Here is a 23,666-nt window from a genome sequence, read left to right on the forward strand (position 1 = left end):
CGATGGGCCCGCTCTGGCCCCCGAGCCGTTTTTGGCAATATTGGTCGCTCGCGGGCATGGTCGTGCTCACCGCCGCCTTCTGGTGGGGGGTCGAGGGCTATACGCTGTTCGAAGAGGCCACCACCCGCGGACCGATTGCCGACGGGCTGCTGCGTTTCAGCTTGCTGATTCTGACCCCCGCGCTCGTGCTCGCGTGGCTCGCCGCCGCCTGGCTGCGCCGCCGCGTCGGCGAAGGTGGATATTGGCAAATGCTGGGGCTCGTCGCGATGATCTGGGCGGGGTCGGTGCTGGTGACGAGGATGCTGGTCATATGAGTGCAACGCGTATCGAAAGCGACAGTATCGGCGAGATCGAAGTTTCCGCCGACGCCTATTGGGGCGCGCAGACCGAGCGCAGCCGGCACAATTTCGCCTTCCCGGCGCACGAGCGCATGCCGATGCCGATCGTTCACGCGCTCGCGCGGATCAAGGGCGCGGCGGCGCGGGTCAATCGCAGCCACGGGCTCGATGCCGGTCTCGCCGACGCGATCGACGCCGCGGCCGAAGCCGTCGCCCACGGCCGCCATGACGACCAGTTCCCGCTCGCGATCTGGCAGACGGGCAGCGGCACACAATCGAACATGAATGCCAATGAGGTGATCGCAGGGCTGGCCAACGAGGCGCTCGCCGGGACGCGCGGGGGCAAGTCGCCCGTCCACCCGAACGATCATGTCAACATGGGCCAGTCGTCGAACGACAGCTTCCCGACCGCGCTGCACGTCGCGGTCGCGGTCGAGACGACCGCGCGGTTGCTGCCGTCGCTGATCGAGCTGACCGGCGCGCTCGCCGCCAAAGCGGACGCATGGGGCGATATCGTCAAGATTGGCCGCACCCATTTGCAGGATGCGACGCCGCTGACGCTCGGCCAGGAATTCTCCGGCTATGCCCAGCAGCTCACCGCGTGCCGCGCGCGGATCGAAGGCGCGCTCGCTCACGATATCTGCAAGCTCGCGCAGGGCGGCACCGCGGTTGGCACCGGGCTCAACGCCCCCGCCGGCTTCGATGTCGCGATCGCCGCCGAGCTGTCGAAAAGCACCGGCATCGCGTTCGAACCCGCGCCGAACAAGTTCGAGGCGCTGGGGTCGAACGACGGGCTTGTCTTCTTTTCGGGCGCGCTGAACACGCTCGCCGTCGCGCTAACCAAGATCGCGAACGATATTCGTCTGCTCGGTTCAGGCCCGCGCGCAGGGCTGAGCGAACTTGACCTGCCCGCGAATGAACCCGGCAGCTCGATCATGCCGGGCAAAGTCAACCCGACGCAGTGCGAGATGCTGACGATGGTCGCGGCGCAGGTCATCGGCAACCATCAGGCGGTCACCGTCGGGGGCCTTCAGGGCCACCTCGAACTCAATGTGTTCAAGCCGCTGATCGGGTCGAATGTGCTGCGCTCGATCGAGCTGCTCGCGATCGGCATGGCGGGCTTCACCGAACATTGCGTCGTCGGGATCGAACCCAATCGCACGCGCATCGACGAGCTGATGAACCGCTCGCTGATGCTGGTTACTGCGCTCGCGCCCGAAATCGGCTATGACAAGGCCGCGAAGATCGCCAAGCACGCGCATGAAACGGGCAGCACGCTGAAGGAAGCGGCGCTGGATCTCGGCTATGTCGATGCGGCGACATTTGATCGGGTGGTCGACCCGCGCGCGATGCTCGGGCGCGAGGGCTGACGGGAACCCGCGGGGCCTTCCGGGGATTGATGAGGGGAAGGAGAGATGAAGATGATCGGTCGCATCGTAGGCGGCGTTCTCGGCAGCGCCATCGGACGCCAGAAAGGCAATCATCCGCTCGCGGGCGCAGTGATCGGCGCGGGCACGCTCTTCGCGGCGCGGCGGCTCTTTCCGCAGCGTTACGCCGTGCTCGCCGCGACCGTCGCGGCGGGCTATCTCACCAAGAAATGGGCCGAGCGCGCCGAGGCACGCAAGGCGGCGGCCGAGGCGCATGCGCTCGACCCCGAACTCGCGAATGCGGGCGTGGTCGATATCTATGCCGGCACCGCCAAAATACCGACCGACGGGCAGACGATCGGCGATGCCCTGCCGCCCGCGATTCCGCTCGAAGGAAACGGTCGCAGCAGCTCACTGCATTGAGCCCGCTTTCTCCGGGTTAACCTGATCCTCACCATGGCCCGCTATCGATGGGACATGGCCTTCAACCCGCCCGGCTTCCGGACTGTGATACTGCTCGCGCTTGGCTTCGGGCTGAAGATGCTGAGCAATATCCTCGAACACGCCGGCGATCTCGCCAGCGACCCGGGCACCCGCCTTTTCAACCATGTCTCGGCGCTCGCGGTACTGATCGCGGCTGCCGCCTGCTTTATATGGGCGCTGAAGCTGATGTTCTTCGACAAACCGCGCGAACGGAACCAGGCCGAAGCAACGCCCGAGGAGGCGCTGAAACATGCCGACATCTATCCCGACGAGGCGAACTTCGACCCCGATGCGGCGCTCGCCCGCTATATGACCAATCGGACCGGCGCCGATCTTGACGACTTGCCTGCGCCCAAGCCGGGACGTTTCGGCCGCAAGGGGCTGTAAGATCGGTCGTCAGCCGCCCGCCTGCCACTCCTTGATCGCCTCGACGGGCGATACGAGCATGAGGACGTTGAGCGTCAGATTGTCACGGATCGTCCATAGCGTGAACAGTTCGAACGCGAACGCGATCGCCACCGTTACCCACCAGCGCATTTTGCTCGCGGCGAGGAAGCCGAGCAGCATGAACAGCGCGTCGCTGACCGAATTGAGGATCGAATCGCCCGAATAGCCATAGGCCATCGTCACCTCGCGATAGCGGTCGATGATGATCGGCGAATTTTCGAGGATTTCCCACGCCGCCTCGATCCCGATCGCCAGCGCGAGCGCGATCCACAAAGGCTGGCGCGGGATAAGCCAACGCGACACGCCGAAGAAAATGAAGCCGTGGATGACATGGCTGAAGCTGTACCAGTCCGAAATCTGCTGGCTGTTCTGGTTCGACTGCACCACGCCGTGCCACAGGCTGACGGTGCCGCACGGGCAGATCGGCGGGCGCCCCATCGCAAAGAGGATGGCGGCGAAGATCGCGAGCAGTCCCCCGGCGACAAGCCAGCCCGTGCGTGAAATTCCTGCCATGCCCCGCCCCCTTCGCGCTTGACCAGTGGCGCTGCTTTGGCGAATAGCGCCCATGGCTGAAAGCGTCCACCTGAACCGCCGCGGCGTGTTGTTCGTCCTCTCCTCGCCCTCGGGCGCGGGCAAGACCACCATCTCGCGCATGATGCTCGAGGCCGATAAGGATATCGCGCTGTCGATCTCCGCGACGACGCGTCCGCCGCGTCCCGGCGAAATCGACGGGGTCCATTATCATTTCGTCGATACCGATAGCTTCAAGAAAATGGCGGCCGACGGCGAGTTCCTCGAATGGGCGCACGTCTTCGGCCATCGTTACGGCACGCCGCGCGCGCCAGTCGAGGACATGCTCGCGGCAGGCAAGGATGTGCTGTTCGACATCGACTGGCAGGGGGCGCAGCAGCTTTATCAGGAGGCCGGCCCCGACGTCGTGCGCGTCTTTGTCCTGCCGCCGACGATGGAAGAGCTCGAACGCCGCCTGCGCTCGCGCAACACCGACAGCGACGAGGTGATCGCCGCGCGCATGGAACGCGCCGCGAACGAGATCAGCCACTGGGACGGCTATGACTATGTCTTGATCAACGACAATGTCGAAGGCTGCTTCGACGAAGTCCGCGCAATCCTGCGCGCCGAGCGGCTGAAGCGCCGCCGCCAGATCGGACTGATCGGCTTCGCGCGCGACCTGATCCGCTCGGTCCCCGACGCCGACAAGAATCTATAATCTACACACCCCATAAAGGCATGCGTCCCCGCGAAGGCGGGGATCCATCTCCCGCCCGTGCAAAATAGCGCCGTTCGGTGATGGGCACCCGCCTTCGCGGGTGCACACAGATTTTAAACCGGCCTCACCAAATTCGCGGTCAGCTCCGCGACCATCTCGGCGCGGAGCGGTTTTGCCTGTCCGTCGGTGCGGCACACGACGACGGTGTCGCAGGTCGCGATCGCGCGGCCGTTCTGGAACATCGCCTGCACGATCGTCCAGCTCGAGGTGCCGAGCCGGCCGATGCCCGTCGCGATCTGCACGGGATCGGGGAAATTGCCCTCGGCCAGATAGTTGATCTCGACCGCAGCGACCATCGTGCGCTCGTTCGAAGGGCGCTCGTCGAGCGGACGTACCTGCCGGTTCAGCAGCACCCGGCCGCTTTCGAACAAGGCTGCAAAGGCCACATTGTTGAGGTGGCCGTTGATGTCCATGTCCTGAAAGCGTGTCTGCAATTCGATGCAGACGGGGTAGCTGGCGGCGTCGAGCCGCCAGCTTTCCGGTTTCGGCATGTCAGCGCGGCGCCATGCGGATGCCGCCGTCGAGGCGGACATCCTCGCCATTGAAATAGCCATTCTCGATCATGCACATCGCAAGATTGGCATATTCGGCGGGGACACCGAGGCGCTTCGGGTTGAGCACCGAAGCGCCGAGCGCGTCGCGCACCGGCTGCGGCGCACCCGCGAGCAGCGGGGTGTCGAAGATGCCCGGCAGGATCGTGTTGACGCGGATATTCTCGTTGCCGAGGTCGCGCGCGATGGGGAGCGTCATGCCGACAACGCCGCCCTTCGACGCCGAATAAGCCGCCTGCCCGATCTGGCCGTCCTCGGCCGCGACCGACGCGGTGTTGACGATCGCGCCGCGTTCGCCGTCTTCCATCGGGTCGAGCGTCAGCATGCCCGCCGCCGACTTGGCGATGCAGCGGAAGGTGCCGACGAGGTTGATCTGGATAATCCAGTTGAACGCATCGAGCGGGAAATGCTTGATGCTGCCGTCTTCCTTCGAGCGGCTCGCGGTCTTGATCGCGTTGCCGGTGCCCGCGCAATTGACGAGGATGCGTTCCTGCCCATGCGCTTCGCGCGCCTTGGCAAAGGCGGCGTCGACCGACGCGTCGTCAGTGACGTTGCACTCGCAGAAAATGCCGCCGAGTTCGGCCGCGATCGCGAGGCCCTTTTCTTCCTGCAGGTCGAAGATCGCGACCTTCACGCCCTTGGCGGCCAGCGCGCGCGCGGTCGCGGCGCCGAGGCCCGAGGCGCCGCCGGTGACGACGGCGGATACGGTGGAATCGAGTTTCATGGGTTTCTCCTGAAAAAGCCCTCCCCTTCAGGGGAGGGTTTGGGTGGGGCATGTCGGGGGAATGCCGACTAACAGGCCCTCCTCCGACCCCTCCCGCAAGCGGGAGGGGAGATAATAATTACAGCCGCTCGATGATCGTGACGTTGGCCTGACCGCCGCCTTCGCACATCGTCTGCAGGCCATATTTGCCGCCGGTCGCGTCGAGCACGCCGAGCAAAGTCGCCATCAGCTTGGTGCCCGAGGCGCCGAGCGGGTGGCCAAGCGCGATCGCGCCGCCATGCTGGTTGATCCGCGCGGGGTCGGCGCCGAGATATTTGAGCCAGGCGAGCGGCACGGGCGCGAACGCCTCGTTGACCTCATAGGCGTCGATATCGCCGATTTTCATGCCCGCTTTCTTCAGCGCGCGTTCGGTTGCGAACAAAGGTTCTTCGAGCATGATCACCGGATCGCCCGCGGTCACCGAAATATGGTGGATGCGCGCGCGCGGGGTGAGGCCATGATCCTTGAGCGCCTGCTCCGACACGACGAGCGCCGCCGAGGCGCCGTCGCAGATCTGGCTCGCCGACGCCGCGGTGATCGCCCCGCCTTCCTGAAGCAATTTGACCCCCGCGATGCCCTCGAGCGTCGCATCGAAACGGATGCCTTCGTCGATCAGATGGACCTGACGGCCCTCGGGCGTGTCGATCTCGACGCCGACGATCTCGCGCTTGAAATGGCCCGCCTCGGTCGCCGCTTTGCCGCGGCGATGGCTTTCGAGCGCATAGGCGTCGAGGTCGTCCTTGGTGAAGCCATGCTTCTTGACGATCATCTCGGCGCCCATGAACTGGCTGAACATGATGCCGGGATATTTTTCCTCGAGCCGCTCGGATTTGTAGTGGCCGAGCCCTTCTTTCATGAAGAGCGTCGCGACGGTGCCCATCGGCACGCGCGTCATGCTTTCGATGCCGCTTGCGAGCACGATGTCCTGCGTCCCCGACATCACCGCCTGCGCGGCGAACTGGATCGCCTGCTGCGACGAGCCGCACTGGCGGTCGATGGTGACCGCGGGGATCGAGTCGGGCAGGTTCGAGGCGAGCACGGCGTTGCGGCCGAGATCCATCGTCTGCTGCCCGCCCTGCGATACGCAGCCGGTGATGACGTCGTCGATCGCCTTGGTGTCGAAATCATTGCGGTCGGCGATCGCGTCGAACACCGCGGCGCCGAGGTCGACGGGATGGACGCCCGCGAGGCGGCCGCCGCGCTTGCCGCCCGCCGTGCGGACAGCGTCGACGATATAGGCTGTGGCCATGTGAGAATTCCTTTCCTGCGATTTCAAGCGATCAGAGCTTGCGCCCGATCAATTCCTTCATGATTTCGTTCGTACCGCCGAAAATGCGCGTCACGCGCGCGGCGCGCCAGGCGCGGGCGATCGGATATTCGTTCATATAGCCCGCGCCGCCGTGGAGCTGGAGGCACTTGTCCATGACTTCCCATTGCAGGTCGGTGTGCCACAGCTTCGCCGCGGCGCCTTCCTCGGGGGTCAGCTCCTTCTTCATATGACGGTTGAGCGCCCAGTCGAGATGCGCCCAGCCGACCTGCAGTTTCGCCTTCAAATCGGCGAGCACGAAGCGCGTGTTCTGGAAGTCGAGGATCGGCTTGCCGAATGCCTTGCGGTCGCGGGTGAATTCGACCGTATCGTCGAACGCGCGCTGCGCCGACGCCTGCGCCGACACTGCGATCGACAGACGCTCCTGCGGAAGCTCGCTCATCAGATAGATGAAGCCTTGCCCCTCTTCGCCGAGGCAATTGGTGATCGGCACGCGGACGTCGTTGAAGAACATTTCCGACGTATCCGCCTCGTCCTGCCCGATCTTGTCGAGGTTGCGCCCGCGCTCATAGCCTTCGCGGTCGGCTTCGACGAGGACGATCGAAACGCCTTTCCACGCCGGCTGGACCTCGGTGTCGGTCTTGACGCAGACGAGGATCAGGTCGGCGTTCTGGCCGTTGGTGATATAGGTTTTCGACCCGTTGATGACATAATGATTGCCATCCTTCTTCGCGGTCGTCCGCATCCCCTGAAGGTCGGAGCCGGTGCCCGGCTCGGTCATCGCGATCGCGGTGATCACCTCGCCCGACACCATCTTGGGCAGCCAGTGCTTCTTCTGCTCCTCGCTGCCATATTTGACGATATAGCTGGTGACGATGTCCGACTGGAGCGAGAAGCCCGTCGTCGCGCGGCCATAATAGGCGCTTTCCTCGTCGACGACCGCATTATAGCCGAAGTCGAGGCCGAGCCCGCCATATTCCTCGGGCACCGTCGGGCACAGCATGCCGAGCTCGCCCGCCTTGGGCCAGATGTCTTTGGGCACGATGCCATCCTCGGCCCATTTCGCCGCATTGGGGGCGACTTCCTTTTCGAGGAACTGACGCACCGTGGCGCGAAACGCCTCATGGTCTTCGGAGTAGGCGGAGCGCGACAGATTATCGAGCGACATATGGTTCCTTTCCCTGAGAACGGCCGAACGCAAGCGGGGAGTCGGCCGCATCTTTCCGGCTCAAAAGACCTTACGTTTACGTCCACGTCAAGTAGAAAGACGCTACGGCGGAAAACCATCTCGTCACCCCCAAGAGCCGGGGACGACGAACAAGGGCGCCCCGTCGAATAGGTTTGCAGCCGCTGGGCAGCATCGGCGGGCCGCGCTAAGACCCGCTCCATGGTCCAACTGCTTCTCGATGCCGGCGCGCTGCTCGGCGAATCGCCCGTCTGGCACGCCGCCGAAGCCCGTCTCTATTGGGTCGATATCGATGGCCGAAAAATCCATCGCACCGATCCTGAAACGGGCGCCGACGAGGCTATGGACCTCGCGGAACAAGTCGGCTGCATCGCGCCGCGCGCCGGCGGCGGGCTGGTCGCAGCGCTCGAAAATGGCTGCGCGCTGGTCGACGCATGGGGCGCAGCGCCCCGCCCCTTCGGCCCGGCGGTGCTCGCCGACAAACCCGAGCAGCGTTTCAACGACGGCCGCGTCGACGCCCTCGGCCGGCTGTGGGTCGGCAGCCTGACAAGCGACAAGGCGAACCCCGCCGCGACGCTCTACCGGCTCGATCCCGACGGGTCGCTGACCGAAATCTTTGGGCGGCTGACAACGAGCAACGGCGCAGCCTTCAGCCCCGACGGCCGCACCTTCTACCACGCCGACACGCCGTCCCACGCGATCCGCGCCTATGATGTCGACCCGGCAGCGGGCACGCTCGGCAAGGGCCGCATCTTCCACCAGTTCGAGCTGGGCAAGGGCCGTCCCGACGGCGCGGCGGTCGATGCCGAGGGCTGCTACTGGTCGGCGCTGTGGGACGGCTGGCGCGTCGTGCGCTTCTCACCCGCGGGCGAGCTGATCCAGACTGTCGAGCTGCCGGTCCAGCGCCCGACGATGATCGCCTTTGGCGGACCCGACCTCAAGACTGCCTTCGTCACCAGCGCGGGCAAGAATCTGACCGACGAGGAACGCGCGAAGCAGCCGCATGCGGGCGGCGTGTTCACGTTCCAGGTCGACGTGCCCGGCCTGATCCAGCAGCTATTTGGCGCTTAGGCGGCTTGCACCCCCCTGTCATATAAGGTTAAGGCGGCCCCCGACATGGTTTCGTTCGAAACCTTATCCTCCGGGGAGATTTATCGATGTCGCGCACCGCGCACCCTTTTGCCCGTCATTTGTCGATCATGCTTGCATCCGCCGCGATGATCGTGGGTTATAGCCAGATGACCGCTACCGCCCAACCGATCGTCCCGCCTCCCGCCACCGCGCTGGCCGACAAAAACCCGATGCTCGCGCCGTGGACCGGCCCGTTCGAAGGGGTGCCGCCGTGGGACAAGATGGACCCCGAACTGTTCCCCGACGCTTTCGTCAAGGGCATGGCCGAGACCAAGGCGGAGGTGCAGGCGGTGATCGACAATCCGCAGGTCCCGACTTTCGAGAACACGCATGTCCCGATGATGCTCGCGGGCGATACGATGGACCGCCTGTTCGCGCTGTGGGGCGTGCAGACGTCGAACAAGTCGAACGACCGCGTCGAGGACATCGACGCCGAGTGGAGCCCCAAACTCACCACCTTCTACACCGAGCTGTTCCTCGAGCCGAAGCTCTTCGCGCGCTACAAGGCGGTGTACGACAAGCGGAACAACAGCGGCCTCAACGCGCAGCAGATCCGCATCGTCGAGCGCAGCTATGACGAGATGGTCCGCGACGGCGCGAACCTGTCGCCCGCCGACAAGGCAAAGCTGGTCGCGATGAATTCGAAGCTCGAAGGCCTGTTCTCGGCCTTCTCGTCGAAGCTGCTCGGCGACGAGAAGCTCTACACCTTCGTCACCGACAAGGCCGAACTCGCGGGTCTCGAGCCCGGCTTCGTCGCCTCGCTCGCCGCGGCCGCCGAAGCGAACGGCAAGCCCGGCCAGTGGGCGATCAAGAACACCCGCTCATCGGCGCAGCCGGTGATGCAGAACGCGACCAACCGTGCGCTGCGCGAAAAGGTCTATAAGGCGTTTGTCAGCCGCGGCGACAATGGCGACGCGAACGACACCAATGCGACGATCGTCGAGATATTGAAGCTGCGTCAGCAGCGCGCCGAACTGCTCGGTTTCCCGACCCACGCGCATTACCGCATGGCCGACACGATGGCGAAAACGCCCGAAGCCGCGATGGGGCTGATGATGAAGGTCTGGCCCGCCGCGGTCGCGCGCGTGAAGGAAGAGGTCGCCGACATGCAGGCGATCGCCGACGCCGAAGCCAAGGCCGGCAAGGGTCCGAAGATCACCATCGAGCCGTGGGACTATCGCTATTATTCGGAAAAGGTCCGCAAGGCGAAATACGACCTCGATGAGAGCGAAGTGAAGCCGTATCTCCAGCTCGACAAGCTGGTCGATGGCATGTTCTGGTCGGCGGGCCAGCTCTACGACCTCGGCTTCAAGGAGAATACGGGCACGATCCCGGTCTTCGACCCCAAGGTCCGCACCTTCGAAGTCTACAACCTCAAGACGAACGAAAATGTCGGGGTCTTCTACCTCGACAATTTCGCGCGCGACGGGAAGCGTTCGGGCGCGTGGATGACGACCTATCGGAGCCAGCAGACACTCGGCGGCGAGCGCAATGTGCTCGCGTCGAACAATAATAATTTCACCGAAGCCGCGAAGGGCGAGCCGACGCTGATCAGCCTCGACGATGCGACGACGCTGTTCCACGAATTCGGCCACGGCATCCATTATCTGCTGCAGCACATCTATTACCCGGCGCTCGCCGGGGTGCCGCGCGACTTCGTCGAATACCCGAGCCAGGTGAACGAAAATTGGCTGATGACCCCCGAAGTGCTGTCGAAATATGCGACGCACTATAAGACGGGTCAGCCGATGCCGCAGGCGCTGGTCGACAAGATCCTCGCCTCCGACAAGTTCAACCAGGGCTTTTCGACGGTCGAGTATCTGTCGAGCGCGATCGTCGACATGAAGCTGCACGACCGCAAGACGCCGCCGGCCGATGCCGACAAGTTCGAGCGCGAGACGCTCGCCGAAATCGGCATGCCGAAAGAGCTCGTGATGCGGCACCGCCTGCCGCAGTTCGGCCATTTGTTCAGCTCGGACGCCTATTCGGCGGGCTATTACAGCTACCTCTGGTCCGAAACGATGGACGCCGACACCTGGGCGGCGTTCACCGAAGCCGGCGGCCCGTGGGACCGCAAAGTCGCCGACAAGTTCCGCACCATATTGCTGATGACGGGTAACGAAACCGACCGCGCCGAGGCGTATCGCGCCTTCCGCGGCCGCGATCCCGACGTGAAGGCGCTGCTGAAAAAGCGCGGATTTCCGACCGAATAAGCGAACGATACCGGGGAGGCAAAGGGGGCGATTTCGCCCCCTTTGTTTGTCCTAATTCATCTTTGCCTTCATGCTCAGGGCTGCGAACAAATGTCCGGTCGACAGCGTTCCTGTCCTGAGTTTCCACTCGGGAGCGACCCGCATAAGGAAATAGCGCCAGCTTTCCGGGCTCCAGAAGTTGATGTGGCCCGCGTAGGAATCAAATTCCGCATGATATTCCTTGGCGGGAAATTGATCCTTCCGCCCATCGGGAACCGTCAATATGAGCGTGCCGCCGGCGGACACAATATCGAGCAGACGCCGGACGACCGCTTCGGGATCGACCGTATGCTCGAGCACTTCCATCAGAAATACCACGTCGTAACGCGATGACCGAGGCAGGTCCGAGAGCGCGCTGAAGAACAGTTCGGCGTCAGGGCAGGCGCGTTTGGCCATCGCAAGCTTCACATCGCTGATGTCGCATCCGAAAAGCGAGGCTTCCGGATATCTGGCGTGCATGAGGCGCAGCAGGCTCCCCGCGTGGCACCCGATGTCCAGAACGCGCCTGCCCGCGATTTCGACGTCTTCAGCATCGCATTGATCGAGCAGAAGGCGGGCCATCGCGAGACGACTGGCATCGAAATAGTCCTCAAGAAATGCTGGCGTCGGCCATTCTCCGGTCTGCGCGTTGTGCTGCACGACCGGAAGTATCTCATGGAGCAAGCTGGCAGAGTTGCGCGTGTCGGCCGAGGTCGGCCGATACCGCATGCCGGATTCTGACCTTACAATCCTGTAGCCGCTCCGCGCGAACATGGATTGAACCAATTTTTTGCCCTGGAGCATCTGTCCTCCTTCGCGCACGAGCGCGTCAGTTTTGAAGTCCGAACTGGGGTATGCTTCGATGCTGCCGCAGCCGGCCGCTATGGGCAACCGCACCGATTGCCACACATCCCGGTCTGAACACGATCGAACCCGACTCCGGCCGTTGTGCCAGCTTGTCGCAGCGAAACCGGCGTAAGCGCCTGTTCGCTCAAATCCCGATTGACCTCCACCCGATTCGATATAAATATGATATCATCTTTATATCGAATGATTCGGAGGGCAAAAATGGTCGAAACAGGGACTCCCGCGCTGAACCGCAGCCGCGAGACACGCGCCGCTACGCAAAGCGGCTATCTGATGTTGTTCATCTGGTTGCTGCTCTTGGGCGTCGCCGCCTGGGCGGGGATTACCAACGCCAACGCCGAATATATGGTCGCGTGGAAATGGATCGTCGTTGTCGCCAGCGCGGTAATCGGCCTGCTGATCCTGTGCGGCTTTTACCTGATCAACCCCAACGAAGCCGCGGCGATCCAGCTGTTCGGCGCGTATAAGGGCACCGACCGCGAGGAGGGGCTGCGTTGGGTCCTCCCCTGGCTGACGCGCAAGAAGATCGCGGTGCGCGCGAACAACGTTATTTCGGACAAGATCAAAGTCAACGACCTTCGCGGCAATCCGATCGAGATGGCGGCGCAGGTCGTGTGGCGCGTCACCGACACCGCGCAGGCTTTGTTCGACGTCGACGATTACAAGGAATTCGTGATGGCGCAGATCGAGGCCGCGGTGCGCTCAATCGGCTCGCGCTATCCCTATGACGATATCGAGCATCAGGAAGTCACGCTGCGCGGCAATCACGACGAGGTCGGGGTCGAACTGCGCAAGGCGCTGATCGAACGGCTGAGCGTCGCGGGGATCACCGTCGACGAATGCGGCCTCACCCACCTCGCCTATGCGCAGGAAATCGCCGGCGCGATGCTCCGCCGCCAGCAGGCCGAAGCGGTGATCGCGGCGCGCAAGAAGCTGGTCGAAGGCGCGGTGACGATGGTCGAGATGGCACTCACCCAATTGTCTGAAAAGGGCGTCGTCGACCTCGACGACGAACGCAAGGCGGTGATGGTGTCAAATCTGATGGTCGTGCTGTGCGGCGAACGCGACACGCAGCCGGTCGTGAACGCCGGATCGCTCTACTGAGTTGAAGCGATGCCCGCGTCCGCCAAGAAAGCCTTTGCCCTCCGCCTCGATCCCGCGCTCTATGCGGCGATCGAGCGGATGGCGGCCGCAGATTTGCGCAGCGCCAACGCCGAGATTGAGGTATTGCTGCGCGAGGCGCTGGCGCGGCGCGGCATGACGGTAAAACCGCCGGTTCCCGCCAAGCGCGGACGGCCGCCGAAAGAGGAAGGCTGATCATGCTCCACCTGTTCATGCGCAAGAGTCCCTGGTTTCGCGCCAAGCGCCACGGCTTTGGCACCGGCCTGCCCTTCGTCTGGGAAGGCTGGTTCTTCCTGGCGCTCCATGTCGCGATGATCGCCGGCCTCGCCTGGCTCTTCCGTGACCGGCCCGTTCTGATGACCATCCTGGTCATCCTCGCCGGCCTTGCCCCGATGCCGATCTACCGCGCCAAGACCGAGGGCGGCTGGCGCTGGCGATAGCGTCGCGCGACATTATTTGGGGATAGCTGCCAATAGCCGCCCCACCCCGCTTGCCCCCGACTCGCTAGATGGTTAAGGCCGGTCTCTATGACCGCCGCCACCACGCCCGTCCGCATTGCCCCGTCGATCCTCAGCGCCGATTTCGCGCGGTTGGGCGAGGAAGTGCGCGCGATCGAGACCGCGGGCGCCGACTGGGTCCATATCGACGTCATGGACGGCCATTATGTGCCCAACCTGACGATCGGCCCGGCGGTGGTGAAGGCCTTGCGCCCGCACTCGACCTTGCCCTTCGACGTCCATCTGATGATCAGCCCGGTCGATCATTTCCTCGACGCCTTCGCCGCGGCGGGCGCCGACATCATCACCGTCCATCCCGAGGCGGGGCCGCACATCCACCGCACCGTCCAGCATATCAAGTCGCTGGGCAAGCAGGCGGGCGTGTCGCTCAACCCCGCGACCCCCGCGAAGATGCTCGACTATCTGATCGACGACATCGACCTCGTCCTGATCATGAGCGTCAACCCGGGCTTTGGCGGCCAGAGCTTCATTTCGAGCCAGCTCAGGAAGATCGAAGCGGTCAGGAAGATGATCGACAAATCGGGCCGCGACATAAGGCTCGAGGTCGATGGCGGCATCGACGCGGGCACCGCCCCGCTCGCGATCGCCGCGGGCGCCGACGTGCTCGTTGCGGGCACCGCGACCTTCAAGGGCGGCCCCGACGCCTACGCCGACAATATCCGGCGGCTGCGCGGCGGCGCCTGAGCATGGCAAGACCGGTGACCGCTCCAGAAGATGAACCGGAGGGCGCCGCCGCCGACGCCATCGACGACACGATCGAACCCGGCAAGCGGCTGATCCGCCTTCCCGCCGACAAGGGGCTCTCGCTCGGCGACCGCGTCGCCAATGCGATCACGCGGCTGACCTGGCGCACACCGCTCCACGCGTTCCGCCTGAAAGGGCGCTTTCCGCTGAAGCTGCTCGGCGTGCCGGCCGACCCGGTGCCCGGCGATACGCGCGCGGGCACCGCGATCCGCGCCGGCCATTTCCTGCACCGCGGGCTCAAGCTGCCGCTCGGCGAGCTCGATTTCGCGGCGCTCACCGTCGCGCCGGCCTTTGCCGACTATCTGCACAGCTTCGCCTGGCTGCGCGATCTTGCCGCGACCGGTTCGCGCGCCGACGGCGCCCCGATTGCCGAGGCGGTCGTGCGCCACTGGCTCGGCACGCATGGCGAGACCGTGAGCGAACCCGCGTGGAAGGTCGACAACAGCGCGTGGCGCATCCTGTTCTGGGCCGCGCACGCGCCGCTGATCCTGTCGTCGAGCGACCTCGTCTATCGCTCGGCGGTGCTCAACCACCTCGCGCGCGCGGCGCGCCACCTCGACCGCGTCGCCGACAAGACGCGTCCCGGCACCGGGCAGATGGTCGCGTGGGTCGGGATCGTCGCCGCCTCGCTGCTGATGCCCGGCGGCGAGCCGCGGCAGGTCTTCGGCGAGGCCGGGCTGCGTAAGGTGCTCGAAACGAGCTTCTACGCCGATGGCGGCAATATCTCGCGCTCGCCGCAGGCGCAGCTCGACGCGGTCATGGCGCTGTCGATGCTCGCGAAAATATATGACATGCGCCACATGGAGGTGCCGCCCTTCATCCAGGAAGTTCTCGCGCGCGCGGTTCCGGCGCTGCTCGGCCTCACCCACAGCGACGGCGGCATGGGCAGCTGGCAGGGCAGCGGCGCGACGTCGGCCGCCACGATCCAGGCGATCGTCGACGCCAGCGGCGTCCGCACGCGGCCGCTGAAGCAGGCGCGCGACTGGGGTTATCAGCGGCTCGTCGCGAACAAGGTCGTGCTGCTCGCCGACGCGGCACCGCCGCCGATCGCGCGCGTAACCGAAGCAGGCTGCGCTTCGACCCTCGCCTTCGAACTCAGCGACGGCGCCGAGAGGATCGTCGTCAATTGCGGCGGCGCCGCGCTGACCGGCGCGACGATCCCCGCCGACCTCGCGCGCGGGCTACGCACCACCGCGGCGCATTCGACGCTGACGCTCGGCGACAGCAATTCGACCGCGATCCTCGCCAACGGCTCGCTCGGCAAGGGTGTGACCGAGGTCGAGCTCGACCGGCGCGAAACGCCGCAGGGCAGCCGCGTCGAGATGAGCCACGACGGCTATGCGCGGCGCCACGGGCTGATCCACCGCCGCCTCCTGATCCTGTCGCCCAACGGGCGCGAGCTGCGCGGCGAGGACATGCTGCTCCCCGCCCCGCGCACGCGGCGCAAGGGCGACAAGGGGTTCACGCTGCGCTTCCACCTCGGCGCGCATATCTCGGCAAGCCTGACCGCCGACAAATTGGGCGCGCTGCTACGCATAAACGGCGGTCCGCTGTGGCAATTCCGCACGTCCGAAGGCGGTCTCGACATCGAGCAAAGCCTGTGGGTCGATGGCGAAGGCCGCCCGCACCCGACCGAACAGCTCGTCGTCACCGGCACCGCACCCGCGGGCGGCGCCAGCATCGGCTGGATCTTCAAGCATATCGGCTGACGGCGGCAGGCAAGGGACTGCCCGCCGCCGCAACCCAGCGCGTTAAAAGGCGTAGCGCGCCATCAGCTGGAAGACGGGGCCGGCCTTTTCGCTTTCGAGTTCATATTCGTCGAAATCGCGGGCCAGCTGGTCGGCCGCATCGTCGAACTTGTTGAACGCTTCGCGCTTCGCACCGTTCAGCAGGTTCGAGCCCACCGCGCGGATCGTGAAGCTTTTGCCGAAACGCTTTTCGACGAAGATTTCGAGGTCGCCGCCATAGGTGGTGCGGATTTCCTCGCCGATCACACGGTCGAACGCCGCACCCTGCTTGCGGTGCGTTGCACCGAAAGCCACGCCCCATTGCGGCAGATCCTGGATGAAGCCGACGTTATAGACATAGTCCGACTGGCCGTTGAAGCGGCGCTTGCCGAGCGGATCGGTGATCTCGCTGTCGAGCCACGACACATTGCCGAAGATACCGGTGTTGGGAAGCCCCAGGAACCCGAGGTCGGTCGACAAGTCGAATTCGATCCCCCACACCTTGCCGTCGCCGATATTCATCGGCTGATAGACGATGGTGCCGGCGCCGCCGTCGCCGACATCGCCCGTGTTGGTCAGCTCGATGAGGTCGGTCACATCGCGATAAAAGGCATTGATGCCGACGACGCCGCTGCGGCCGATGCGGCGTTCATAGCCGAGATCGGCGCCCCATGCGGTTTCGGGGCGCAGCCCTGGATTGCCGCGCAGGTCGTTGTCGCCGATTTCCTCGATCAGCGTCGCCGGGGTGACATAGTTGAACTCGGGGCGACGGTTGGTGCGGGCGACCGATGCGGTGATGCGGTCGCGCGGCGTCAGGTCGAACTTGATCGACGCCGACGGCAGGAATTTTTCATAATCGTTATCCTGCGCGAGGACATCGCTGGCATCGCTATAGTCGGCGACATCGAGCTTGGTCGTTTCATAACGCACGCCCGCTTCCCACGTCAGGCCGCCCGACTTGCCCTGCACGAGCGCAAAGCCGTCGAGGCGGCGCTCCTTGATCCGGATGCGAACGGGATCTTCGGCGTCGAGGTCACCAAAAGGCAACGCAAAATCGTCGGGATTATCGCTCGACGGGTCGTAGCTGGTCTGGAGCCCCAGAAGCTCGTCCTCGCCTTCGAACGCGAGGGTCGAATGCTTGCGCTTCTTGTTCTGATAATAGCCACCAACGACCAGCTGGATATCGTTGCCGAGTTCGAACTCATGGTCGAGTTTCGCCGTGAATTCCTTGTCGGTGAGGTCCGTCGCGGTGAAGACCTGTTCGAACTCGGGCACTTCGCCTTCGTCATAATCGACGTCGAAGCCGATCTCGTTTTCGCTCTCGCGCTGCTTGTCGTCGAAGCGCGCATAACCGACCTTCACCGTCGTCTTGCCGAGCGACCAGCGGTGCGAAAGGCGTGCGTCGAAGCTGTAATTTTCCTGGTCGATATTGTTGATGTTGCTGTTGTCGCTGACCAGCGCGCCGCCGGGCACCGGGCCGGTCGTCGCGGTGGGATCGTTGAATTCCAGGCTGCGCTCGGTTTCGGTGCGGTCGGTGCGGACATAGAAGCCGCTGACGCGGAAATCGGTCGTCTCGCCGTCGATCTCGTAGGTCGCGTTCGCCGAATAATCCTTGCCGTCGCGCGTGTCGCGCTGGTCTTCGCGATTGTCGAAATCGTCGACCGCATAGTCGGGATTGTTTTCGGGCGAATCGCCGTAGCGCAGCGAATATTTCTTCTTGGGGTTGTGGCGCCCCTGGAAGTTGAGGCCGACGAGCAGGCGGCCGGGACCGACCGCGCCACCATAGACCGCGCCGACGCTCGGTTCGAGTTCCTTGTCGTCGTAATAGAGACCGCCCGCGCGGAGATAGCCGCCGTCGAGTTCATAGCCGTTGCGCAGTTCGATGTTGATCGTGCCCGCGACCGCGTCGCCCGTGCGCCGCGCCGACGATGAGCGGACGATCTCGACCCGGTCGATCAGTTCGGCGGGGATGCGGTCGAGGAAGAAGCTGCGATCGTCGCCGTTGCCCGGGACACGTTCGCCGTTGATCAGGATCTGGGTGTAACCCGGCGGCAGGCCGCGGAGGCGCGCACCGTCGCTTTCGATGACGTCCGACAGGAAGGTTACCGACGGTACGCGCTTCAGCGCGTCGCCCGCGGTCAGCGGCTCGAAGCGCTGGAAGAATTCGCTGTCATACGACAGCACGGGTTCGGCCTCGTCGCTGCGATTGCGGTAACCGACGCTGCCGAGGACGACGATGTCCTGCGACGCGGTGATCGGTCCATCGCCGCGGTCTTCGGCCGGGATCGGCGCGTCCTGCGCCGTCGCCGGTGCGGAGAGGAGAGCCGTGGCAAGCGCGAGCGCGGCGGCGGATTGCAGGCTGAAAGTTCGAATCATGGTAAGAGACCCCCCTTATTGGTTGCCGGGCCTCTAGGGGGGGCGTGTGACAGTTTGCGGCGAGCCGTGTGACGCATAGATGACAGTTAAGTGACGGAAATATTGTCATATTGACGCCACTCGACTTTGCTGGGACGGGGCGCGCGAGCCGCATTTTTGCGCAATCGGGAACGGGGGAATCATCATGGCCACCATCGGCAAAGGAAAGCTGCTGACATCGCTGGCTTTTGCATCGACGCTGGGCGGTTGCGCCGCGGGCGCGCCCGTCATCACCGGCCTGCCCCCGGTGCAGGTGACCGCGAGCGGCGAGACCGCGCCCGTCGGGACCGGCCGCGCCGATGCCGCCGACGACCCGGCGATCTGGGTCGATCCGGCCAATCCGAACCGCGCGCTGATCGTCGCGACCGACAAGAAGGCGGGGCTGCATGTCTATGACCTGACCGGCAAGGACATCGCTTTCACCCAGGCCGGCCTCGTCAACAATGTCGACGTCGCGGGCAACATCATCGTCGCGAGCGATCGCAACGACGGGGTTAACGCGCATCTCGCGGTGTTCCGCCTCGACGCCGACGCGCCGGCGATCGTTGCGCTCGGCCGCGCCGCGGCGGGCACCGGCGAAGCCTATGGCCTCTGCCTCAAGAAGACCGCGCCGGGTGCACCGCTCACCGCGGCGCTGATCGTCAAGGACGGCACGGTGCGCGTCGGCACGCTGACCGTCGACGGCACGCCGGGCTTCACGGTTCAATGGGAATATAAGATCCCGACCCAGTCCGAAGGCTGCGTCTTCGACGGCGACACGCTCTATGTCGGCGAGGAGGACGCCGGGGTGTGGGAGCTAAAACCGAACGGCAAGACCGCCGCCGCGCGCATGGTCGCGCCGGTTGACAACCAGCGCCTCGTCGCCGACGTCGAGGGCCTCGCGACGATCGACCACAAGGGCCAGCGCTACCTGCTCGTGTCGAGCCAGGGTGACAATGCCTATGCGGTCTTCCGCCTGCCCGGGGTCGATTATGTCGGCCGCTTTGCCGTTGCCGCCGGCGCGTTCGGCGCGACGAGCGAAACCGACGGGATCGAGGCCGTTGCCGGCAATTTCGGCCCGGCCTACCCCGATGGCATCTTCCTCGCGCAGGATGGCGACAACGCCCCCAAGGCACAGAATTTCAAACTGGTGCGCTGGGACCAGATCGCGGCGGCGCTGGGACTCTAAAAAGGGGCGGAAGGGTTGCGATAAGGACGGCGCGCGCCTAGGGGGGCCGCGTCTTTCCTATCCTCAAAGGCCGCCCTTTCCATGACCGACCTGATTCCCGTCCGCCGCGCTCTCCTGTCCGTCAGCGACAAGGCGGGGCTCGCCGACCTTGCCGCCGCGCTCGTGCGTCACGGCGTCGAACTCGTGTCAACCGGCGGCACCGCGAAGGCGCTGCGCGAGGCGGGGCACACCGTCCTCGACGTCTCCGACCTCACGGGCTTTCCCGAGATGATGGACGGCCGCGTCAAGACGCTGCACCCGACCGTCCACGGCGGCATCCTCGCGGTGCGCGACGACGCGGCGCATGTCGCGTCGATGAAGGAACATAGCATCGGCGCGATCGACCTCGTCGTCGTCAACCTTTACCCCTTCCTGCAGACGGTGACGTCGGGCGCGGACCGCGACACGATCATCGAAAATATCGACATCGGCGGCCCCGCGATGGTTCGCTCGTCGGCGAAGAATCATGCCTATGTCGGCATCGTCACCGAGCCCGAGGATTATGCCGCGGTCATCGAAGAGATGGACGCCAATGGCGGCGCGACCACCCTCACCCTGCGCAAGCGCCTTGCGGCGACCGCCTTTGCCCACACCGCGAGTTATGACGGCACGATCGCACGCTGGTTCGCGATCGCCGATCAGGGCAAGACCTTCCCCGACACGCTGCCGCTCACCGCCAAGCTGGCGAGCGAACTGCGCTACGGCGAAAACCCGCATCAAAAAGCGGCGCTCTATATCCCTGCCGTGCCCGGCCCGCGCGGCATCGCCGGCGCCGAACAGGTGCAGGGCAAGGAGCTCAGCTACAATAATATCAACGACGCCGACGCCGCGCTCGAACTCGTCGCCGAATTCCGCGAGGCCGACCCGACCTGCGTCATCGTCAAGCACGCCAATCCGTGCGGCGTCGCGACCGCCGCGACGATCGCCGAAGCCTATGACGCCGCGCTGAAATGCGACGATGTCTCGGCGTTCGGCGGCATCATCGCGGTCAACCGCCCGCTCGACGGCGCGACGGCGGAGGCGATCAGCGGCATCTTTACCGAGGTCGTCTGCGCGCCCGACGCCGACGCCGACGCGCGCGCGGTGTTCGCGAAGAAGAAGAATCTTCGCCTGCTCCTCACCGGCGAACTGCCCGATCCGGCGCGCGGCGGACTGATGCTGAAGGGGATCACCGGCGGCTGGCTCGCGCAGAGCCGCGACAATGGGCGCATCACGCGCGCCGACCTGAAAATCGTCACCGAACGCGCGCCGACCGAGGAAGAACTCGCCGACGCGCTGTTTGCGTGGACGATCGCCAAGCATGTGAAGTCGAACGCGATCGTCTATGCCAAGGGCGGGTCGACCGCGGGCATCGGCGCCGGCCAGATGAACCGCCGCGACAGCGCACGCATCGCCGCGGTGAAGGCGCGTGAAGCCGCTGAATCGCATGGTTGGGCCGAAGCCCGCACCGTTGGCAGCGCGGTCGCGAGTGACGCCTTCTTCCCCTTCGCCGACGGGCTGCTCGCCGCGGTCGAGGCGGGCGCGACCTGTGTGATCCAGCCGGGCGGCTCGATCCGCGACGACGAAGTGATCGCGGCGGCGAACGAAGCGGGACTCGCGATGGTGTTCACTGGGATGCGGCACTTCCGCCACTGACCGCCCGGCCAAGACGCACCAGCCGTTCGGCTTCGCTTTTGCAGTCGTAACGCAATCCGGGCTCGTTGCAGAAGTCGGGCCAGCGATCCTGCCGCCGCCAGAAATCGACCAGCCCGATCCGCGCCAGCTTCGCGAAGAATAGCGGATCGCGCCGCAGCGGAGCGACCGACGGCCAATAAAGAAGCGACCATTGGCCATCGGTTTTGCGGATCGGCGCGCGCGCGAGCCACGAGAGCGCCTTCGGCATGTCGCCGAGCCGCGTGTAATGCGCGGCTATCGCGTAGGCGGTCGGCGGATATCGTGCGAATTCAGCTTCGGCAGCCGCGTCGACCTCGCGCGATCCGATCGACGGGTCGGCGAATTGATGGAGGAGCAGCATATCGAATTCGCGCTGCTCCTCAGCCGTTGCGCCGCGATGGACTTCGGCCGCCTCGTCCCGGCCGCGTTCGACCGCAAGGCGGCGGCGATGTTCGGCAAGATCGGGGTGCCCCGGCCAGATCGCCTCCACTTCGGCGAACTGCTTCATCGCATCCTGCATCTTCCCGGCCGCCCCATAACGCCGAACCACCCCCAATGCCTTGTAGATCGACGTCGGGTCGGCGCGCGCGGCGCGCTGCGCCGGATCGACACCGGCTTGAACATAGCCGGCCTGGAACAGCCCCACCGCGTTCGTCATCAATGCGGCCGGATATTCGGGATCGATCGCCAGCGCGCGGTCAACAAGAGGCAGGGCCTCGACCATGAACAATTCGCTACCGCCCGTCTGCGACAGCGCGGTCAGCGCGGGGACGTTGTCTGGGTCGATCGCAAGCGCCCGGCGCGCCGCATCGATCGCTTTTGCGCGCTCCACGTTCCATTTGGCGGCATCCATCTCGTGCGAGAGATGCTTGACGCGGACCTGCGCCAGCAATCCCAACGTGTCGGCATCCCCCGGCCAGCGCTGAACCAGCTCCTCCATCAATCGGATTGCGCGGGCCCCATCGAAAGCCGTGTCCGCGTCGCAGACCGCAAAGATCAGCGATCGTCGATCCGCATCGGCCGCCAACAGGTCTTTCCGGCCGTTCAGCGTCAACGCGCAATTGACCAGCCCGGCAACCGCGAGCGCGGTCCGTTCGCGCAGCCGGCTGAGGTCGTCGACGGGCGCCGCGAAACGGCTGGACCACAGGATCGATCCGTTCAAACTGTCGACAATCCGCGACTCGCTGACGAACTGACTGCCGTCGCGCTCGATCGCGACGCGGACGATGAAATCGCCCGCGCGTCCCGCCACCTTTCCGTCGAGCACCCGGACCGCGCCCCCCGACGCCTTGGCAAAGCGCGCGAAATCGCCGGCCAGCGCATCAGCAAAACGGTCCTCGACCGGGTCGTTCCCGCGCAGCTCGATCGGTTCGACGCGGACCACGGGCGCATCGAATGTGGCGACTGCGGATCGCGACCGCGGCGCATCGGCGCCCGTCAGCGCGAGGGTCAGCGCGGCCACGCCAAGGAACAGCGCGCGCCGCGGCGATCGGCTGGCCGTTGGATTGGCCGCCATCGCGGGCGCTGGGACCGGGTGGGCGACCGGGTGAAGGCTCTGCGGACAGGGCCGGGCCGACAGGCGTCGATATAGTTCAGCGGTTTCGGCCGAAGGCTTGCCGTCGATTCCGCGCGCGAGCGCATCTTCGATTCGCTGCCAGGCGTAGCGCACACCATCGCCGTCGCCCGCCTCCCAGCGCGCGCTCATCACCAGCCGAGCGGCATGTTCGCTGCACGGGTCGAAGCGTGTCACCTTGTCCGCCACCGCGAGGGCCGCCTCGCCATCGCCCGCCTGCAGCCGCCTGTCCGCCACCCCGAGCACCTCGCGAACGATCGCTTCGCCCTGACGCGTACGCTCGACCGCGAGCCAGTCGTCCCACGCTTCGTCGATACCGTCGAGATCGGCCAGCAACCCGACATCGTGCGCGGGCAGCCGGTTCAGGACCACGGCGACATCGTCCACCGCGCACGCGGCGTGAAGCAGCGAAATATCGTCGATGACTTGCGTGCGGTCGATGGCGACGGTTTCGCGATCGGCTTGCAACAGCGGCGGCGATGCCCGCGTCCACGGCTTCAATTCGACGAGACATTGCCTGAGGCTGGCATGCGCCTGTGCATCGGGGCGGCGGCTCCAGAGGAGCGCGCTCAGCCGGTCGCGCGCAAGCGGCGCGTCGGCAAGGACGAGCCGGGCGAGAAGGGCGCGGGCCTTGCGACTGGTGGGGGACAGGGCGGCCGGCTCGACAGCGAAGTCACCAAGGAGCCGCAATATTGGCGGCACGTCGGCGATATGCCGCTCGTTTTTTGCGAATGCAGAATTCACGGCGCGACCTCCTTGGTCGAGGGATTGCGGCCGTATGTTTTTCC

At 65.2% G+C, this 23,666-nt stretch carries 22 protein-coding genes; 14 read left to right on the plus strand and 8 right to left on the minus strand.

Annotated features, from left to right (window positions below; genetic code table 11):
- The first annotated feature begins 2 nt into the window (after positions 1-2).
- Genes V8J55_RS02990 through V8J55_RS03005 form a run of 4 tightly spaced genes read left to right on the plus strand, consistent with a single transcriptional unit; the run spans position 3 to position 2,575 of the window.
- Complete coding sequence (locus V8J55_RS02990; protein ID WP_336444324.1) at positions 3-314, plus strand: hypothetical protein; 312 nt, start codon at positions 3-5, stop codon at positions 312-314.
- Positions 311-1,708: a class II fumarate hydratase gene (gene fumC, locus V8J55_RS02995; RefSeq protein WP_336444325.1), complete on the plus strand. Its 1,398-nt coding sequence runs from the start codon at positions 311-313 to the stop codon at positions 1,706-1,708. Before V8J55_RS02990 ends, fumC begins: the two co-directional genes overlap by 4 nt.
- 51 nt (positions 1,709-1,759) lie before the next feature.
- Positions 1,760-2,128, plus strand: coding sequence for a hypothetical protein (locus tag V8J55_RS03000; protein ID WP_336444326.1), 369 nt, complete (start codon positions 1,760-1,762; stop codon positions 2,126-2,128).
- Positions 2,129-2,161: 33 nt separating this feature from the next.
- A complete protein-coding gene (locus tag V8J55_RS03005) occupies positions 2,162-2,575 on the plus strand; it encodes a hypothetical protein (protein WP_336444327.1) in 414 nt (137 codons plus the stop codon).
- 9 nt (positions 2,576-2,584) lie between these two features.
- On the opposite strand, the gene V8J55_RS03010 is transcribed toward V8J55_RS03005, so the two are convergent.
- Positions 2,585-3,148 (minus strand): DUF2585 domain-containing protein, encoded by a 564-nt coding sequence (locus V8J55_RS03010; protein WP_336444328.1) that lies wholly within the window; start codon positions 3,146-3,148, stop codon positions 2,585-2,587.
- Between the two features lie 52 nt (positions 3,149-3,200).
- Here V8J55_RS03010 and gmk point away from each other — a divergent pair, with 52 nt between their 5' ends.
- Positions 3,201-3,863 carry a guanylate kinase gene (gene gmk, locus V8J55_RS03015; protein ID WP_037516566.1) on the plus strand — a complete coding sequence of 221 codons (663 nt, stop codon included), beginning with the start codon at positions 3,201-3,203 and terminating at the stop codon, positions 3,861-3,863.
- Positions 3,864-3,976: 113 nt separating this feature from the next.
- Here gmk and V8J55_RS03020 read toward each other — a convergent pair whose 3' ends face one another.
- The 4 genes from V8J55_RS03020 to V8J55_RS03035 all read right to left on the minus strand — a co-directional run bounded on the left by V8J55_RS03020 (position 3,977) and on the right by V8J55_RS03035 (position 7,672).
- Positions 3,977-4,414, minus strand: a complete 438-nt coding sequence (locus V8J55_RS03020) for an acyl-CoA thioesterase (protein WP_336444329.1) — start codon at positions 4,412-4,414, stop codon at positions 3,977-3,979.
- 1 nt (position 4,415) lies between these two features.
- On the minus strand, positions 4,416-5,198 hold the full coding sequence (locus tag V8J55_RS03025; RefSeq protein WP_037516562.1) for an SDR family NAD(P)-dependent oxidoreductase: 783 nt from the start codon (positions 5,196-5,198) through the stop codon (positions 4,416-4,418).
- A gap of 118 nt (positions 5,199-5,316) precedes the next feature.
- Entirely contained in the window at positions 5,317-6,486 is a 1,170-nt protein-coding gene (locus V8J55_RS03030; protein ID WP_336444330.1) for an acetyl-CoA C-acetyltransferase, read from the minus strand.
- A gap of 31 nt (positions 6,487-6,517) precedes the next feature.
- Complete coding sequence (locus V8J55_RS03035; RefSeq protein WP_037516828.1) at positions 6,518-7,672, minus strand: acyl-CoA dehydrogenase family protein; 1,155 nt, start codon at positions 7,670-7,672, stop codon at positions 6,518-6,520.
- A gap of 219 nt (positions 7,673-7,891) precedes the next feature.
- On the opposite strand from V8J55_RS03035, the gene V8J55_RS03040 reads away from it, so the two are divergent.
- Both V8J55_RS03040 and V8J55_RS03045 read left to right on the plus strand, forming a co-directional pair.
- Positions 7,892-8,761: an SMP-30/gluconolactonase/LRE family protein gene (locus V8J55_RS03040; RefSeq protein ID WP_336444331.1), complete on the plus strand. Its 870-nt coding sequence runs from the start codon at positions 7,892-7,894 to the stop codon at positions 8,759-8,761.
- Positions 8,762-8,847: 86 nt separating this feature from the next.
- A complete protein-coding gene (locus V8J55_RS03045; RefSeq protein WP_336444332.1) occupies positions 8,848-11,034 on the plus strand; it encodes a M3 family metallopeptidase in 2,187 nt (728 codons plus the stop codon).
- 51 nt (positions 11,035-11,085) lie between these two features.
- Here V8J55_RS03045 and V8J55_RS03050 read toward each other — a convergent pair whose 3' ends face one another.
- Entirely contained in the window at positions 11,086-11,856 is a 771-nt protein-coding gene (locus V8J55_RS03050; RefSeq protein ID WP_336444333.1) for a class I SAM-dependent methyltransferase, read from the minus strand.
- Between the two features lie 264 nt (positions 11,857-12,120).
- Between V8J55_RS03050 and V8J55_RS03055 the strand changes: the two genes are divergently transcribed.
- From V8J55_RS03055 to V8J55_RS03075, 5 genes are all read left to right on the plus strand, one after another.
- Positions 12,121-13,023, plus strand: coding sequence for an SPFH domain-containing protein (locus tag V8J55_RS03055; protein ID WP_336444334.1), 903 nt, complete (start codon positions 12,121-12,123; stop codon positions 13,021-13,023).
- Between the two features lie 9 nt (positions 13,024-13,032).
- Complete coding sequence (locus V8J55_RS03060; protein ID WP_336444335.1) at positions 13,033-13,236, plus strand: toxin-antitoxin system HicB family antitoxin; 204 nt, start codon at positions 13,033-13,035, stop codon at positions 13,234-13,236.
- 2 nt (positions 13,237-13,238) lie between these two features.
- Positions 13,239-13,481, plus strand: a complete 243-nt coding sequence (locus tag V8J55_RS03065) for a hypothetical protein (protein WP_336444336.1) — start codon at positions 13,239-13,241, stop codon at positions 13,479-13,481.
- 87 nt (positions 13,482-13,568) lie between these two features.
- Positions 13,569-14,243, plus strand: a complete 675-nt coding sequence (rpe, locus tag V8J55_RS03070) for a ribulose-phosphate 3-epimerase (RefSeq protein ID WP_037516851.1) — start codon at positions 13,569-13,571, stop codon at positions 14,241-14,243.
- Between the two features lie 2 nt (positions 14,244-14,245).
- Positions 14,246-16,012 carry a heparinase II/III family protein gene (locus tag V8J55_RS03075; protein ID WP_336444337.1) on the plus strand — a complete coding sequence of 589 codons (1,767 nt, stop codon included), beginning with the start codon at positions 14,246-14,248 and terminating at the stop codon, positions 16,010-16,012.
- 42 nt (positions 16,013-16,054) lie between these two features.
- Here V8J55_RS03075 and V8J55_RS03080 read toward each other — a convergent pair whose 3' ends face one another.
- Positions 16,055-18,406, minus strand: coding sequence for a TonB-dependent receptor plug domain-containing protein (locus tag V8J55_RS03080; RefSeq protein ID WP_336444338.1), 2,352 nt, complete (start codon positions 18,404-18,406; stop codon positions 16,055-16,057).
- Positions 18,407-18,590: 184 nt separating this feature from the next.
- Here V8J55_RS03080 and V8J55_RS03085 point away from each other — a divergent pair, with 184 nt between their 5' ends.
- Together V8J55_RS03085 and purH are read left to right on the plus strand one after the other, a co-directional pair.
- Entirely contained in the window at positions 18,591-19,613 is a 1,023-nt protein-coding gene (locus V8J55_RS03085; protein ID WP_336444339.1) for a phytase, read from the plus strand.
- 81 nt (positions 19,614-19,694) lie between these two features.
- Positions 19,695-21,287 (plus strand): bifunctional phosphoribosylaminoimidazolecarboxamide formyltransferase/IMP cyclohydrolase, encoded by a 1,593-nt coding sequence (gene purH, locus V8J55_RS03090; protein ID WP_336444340.1) that lies wholly within the window; start codon positions 19,695-19,697, stop codon positions 21,285-21,287.
- On the opposite strand, the gene V8J55_RS03095 is transcribed toward purH, so the two are convergent.
- Complete coding sequence (locus V8J55_RS03095; protein ID WP_336444341.1) at positions 21,259-23,622, minus strand: BTAD domain-containing putative transcriptional regulator; 2,364 nt, start codon at positions 23,620-23,622, stop codon at positions 21,259-21,261. The two genes, purH and V8J55_RS03095, sit on opposite strands and share 29 nt — an antisense overlap.
- Between the last annotated feature and the right edge of the window lie 44 nt (positions 23,623-23,666).

The sequence above is a fragment of the Sphingopyxis sp. CCNWLW2 genome (assembly GCF_037095755.1).
Taxonomy (GTDB): Bacteria; Pseudomonadota; Alphaproteobacteria; order Sphingomonadales; family Sphingomonadaceae; genus Sphingopyxis.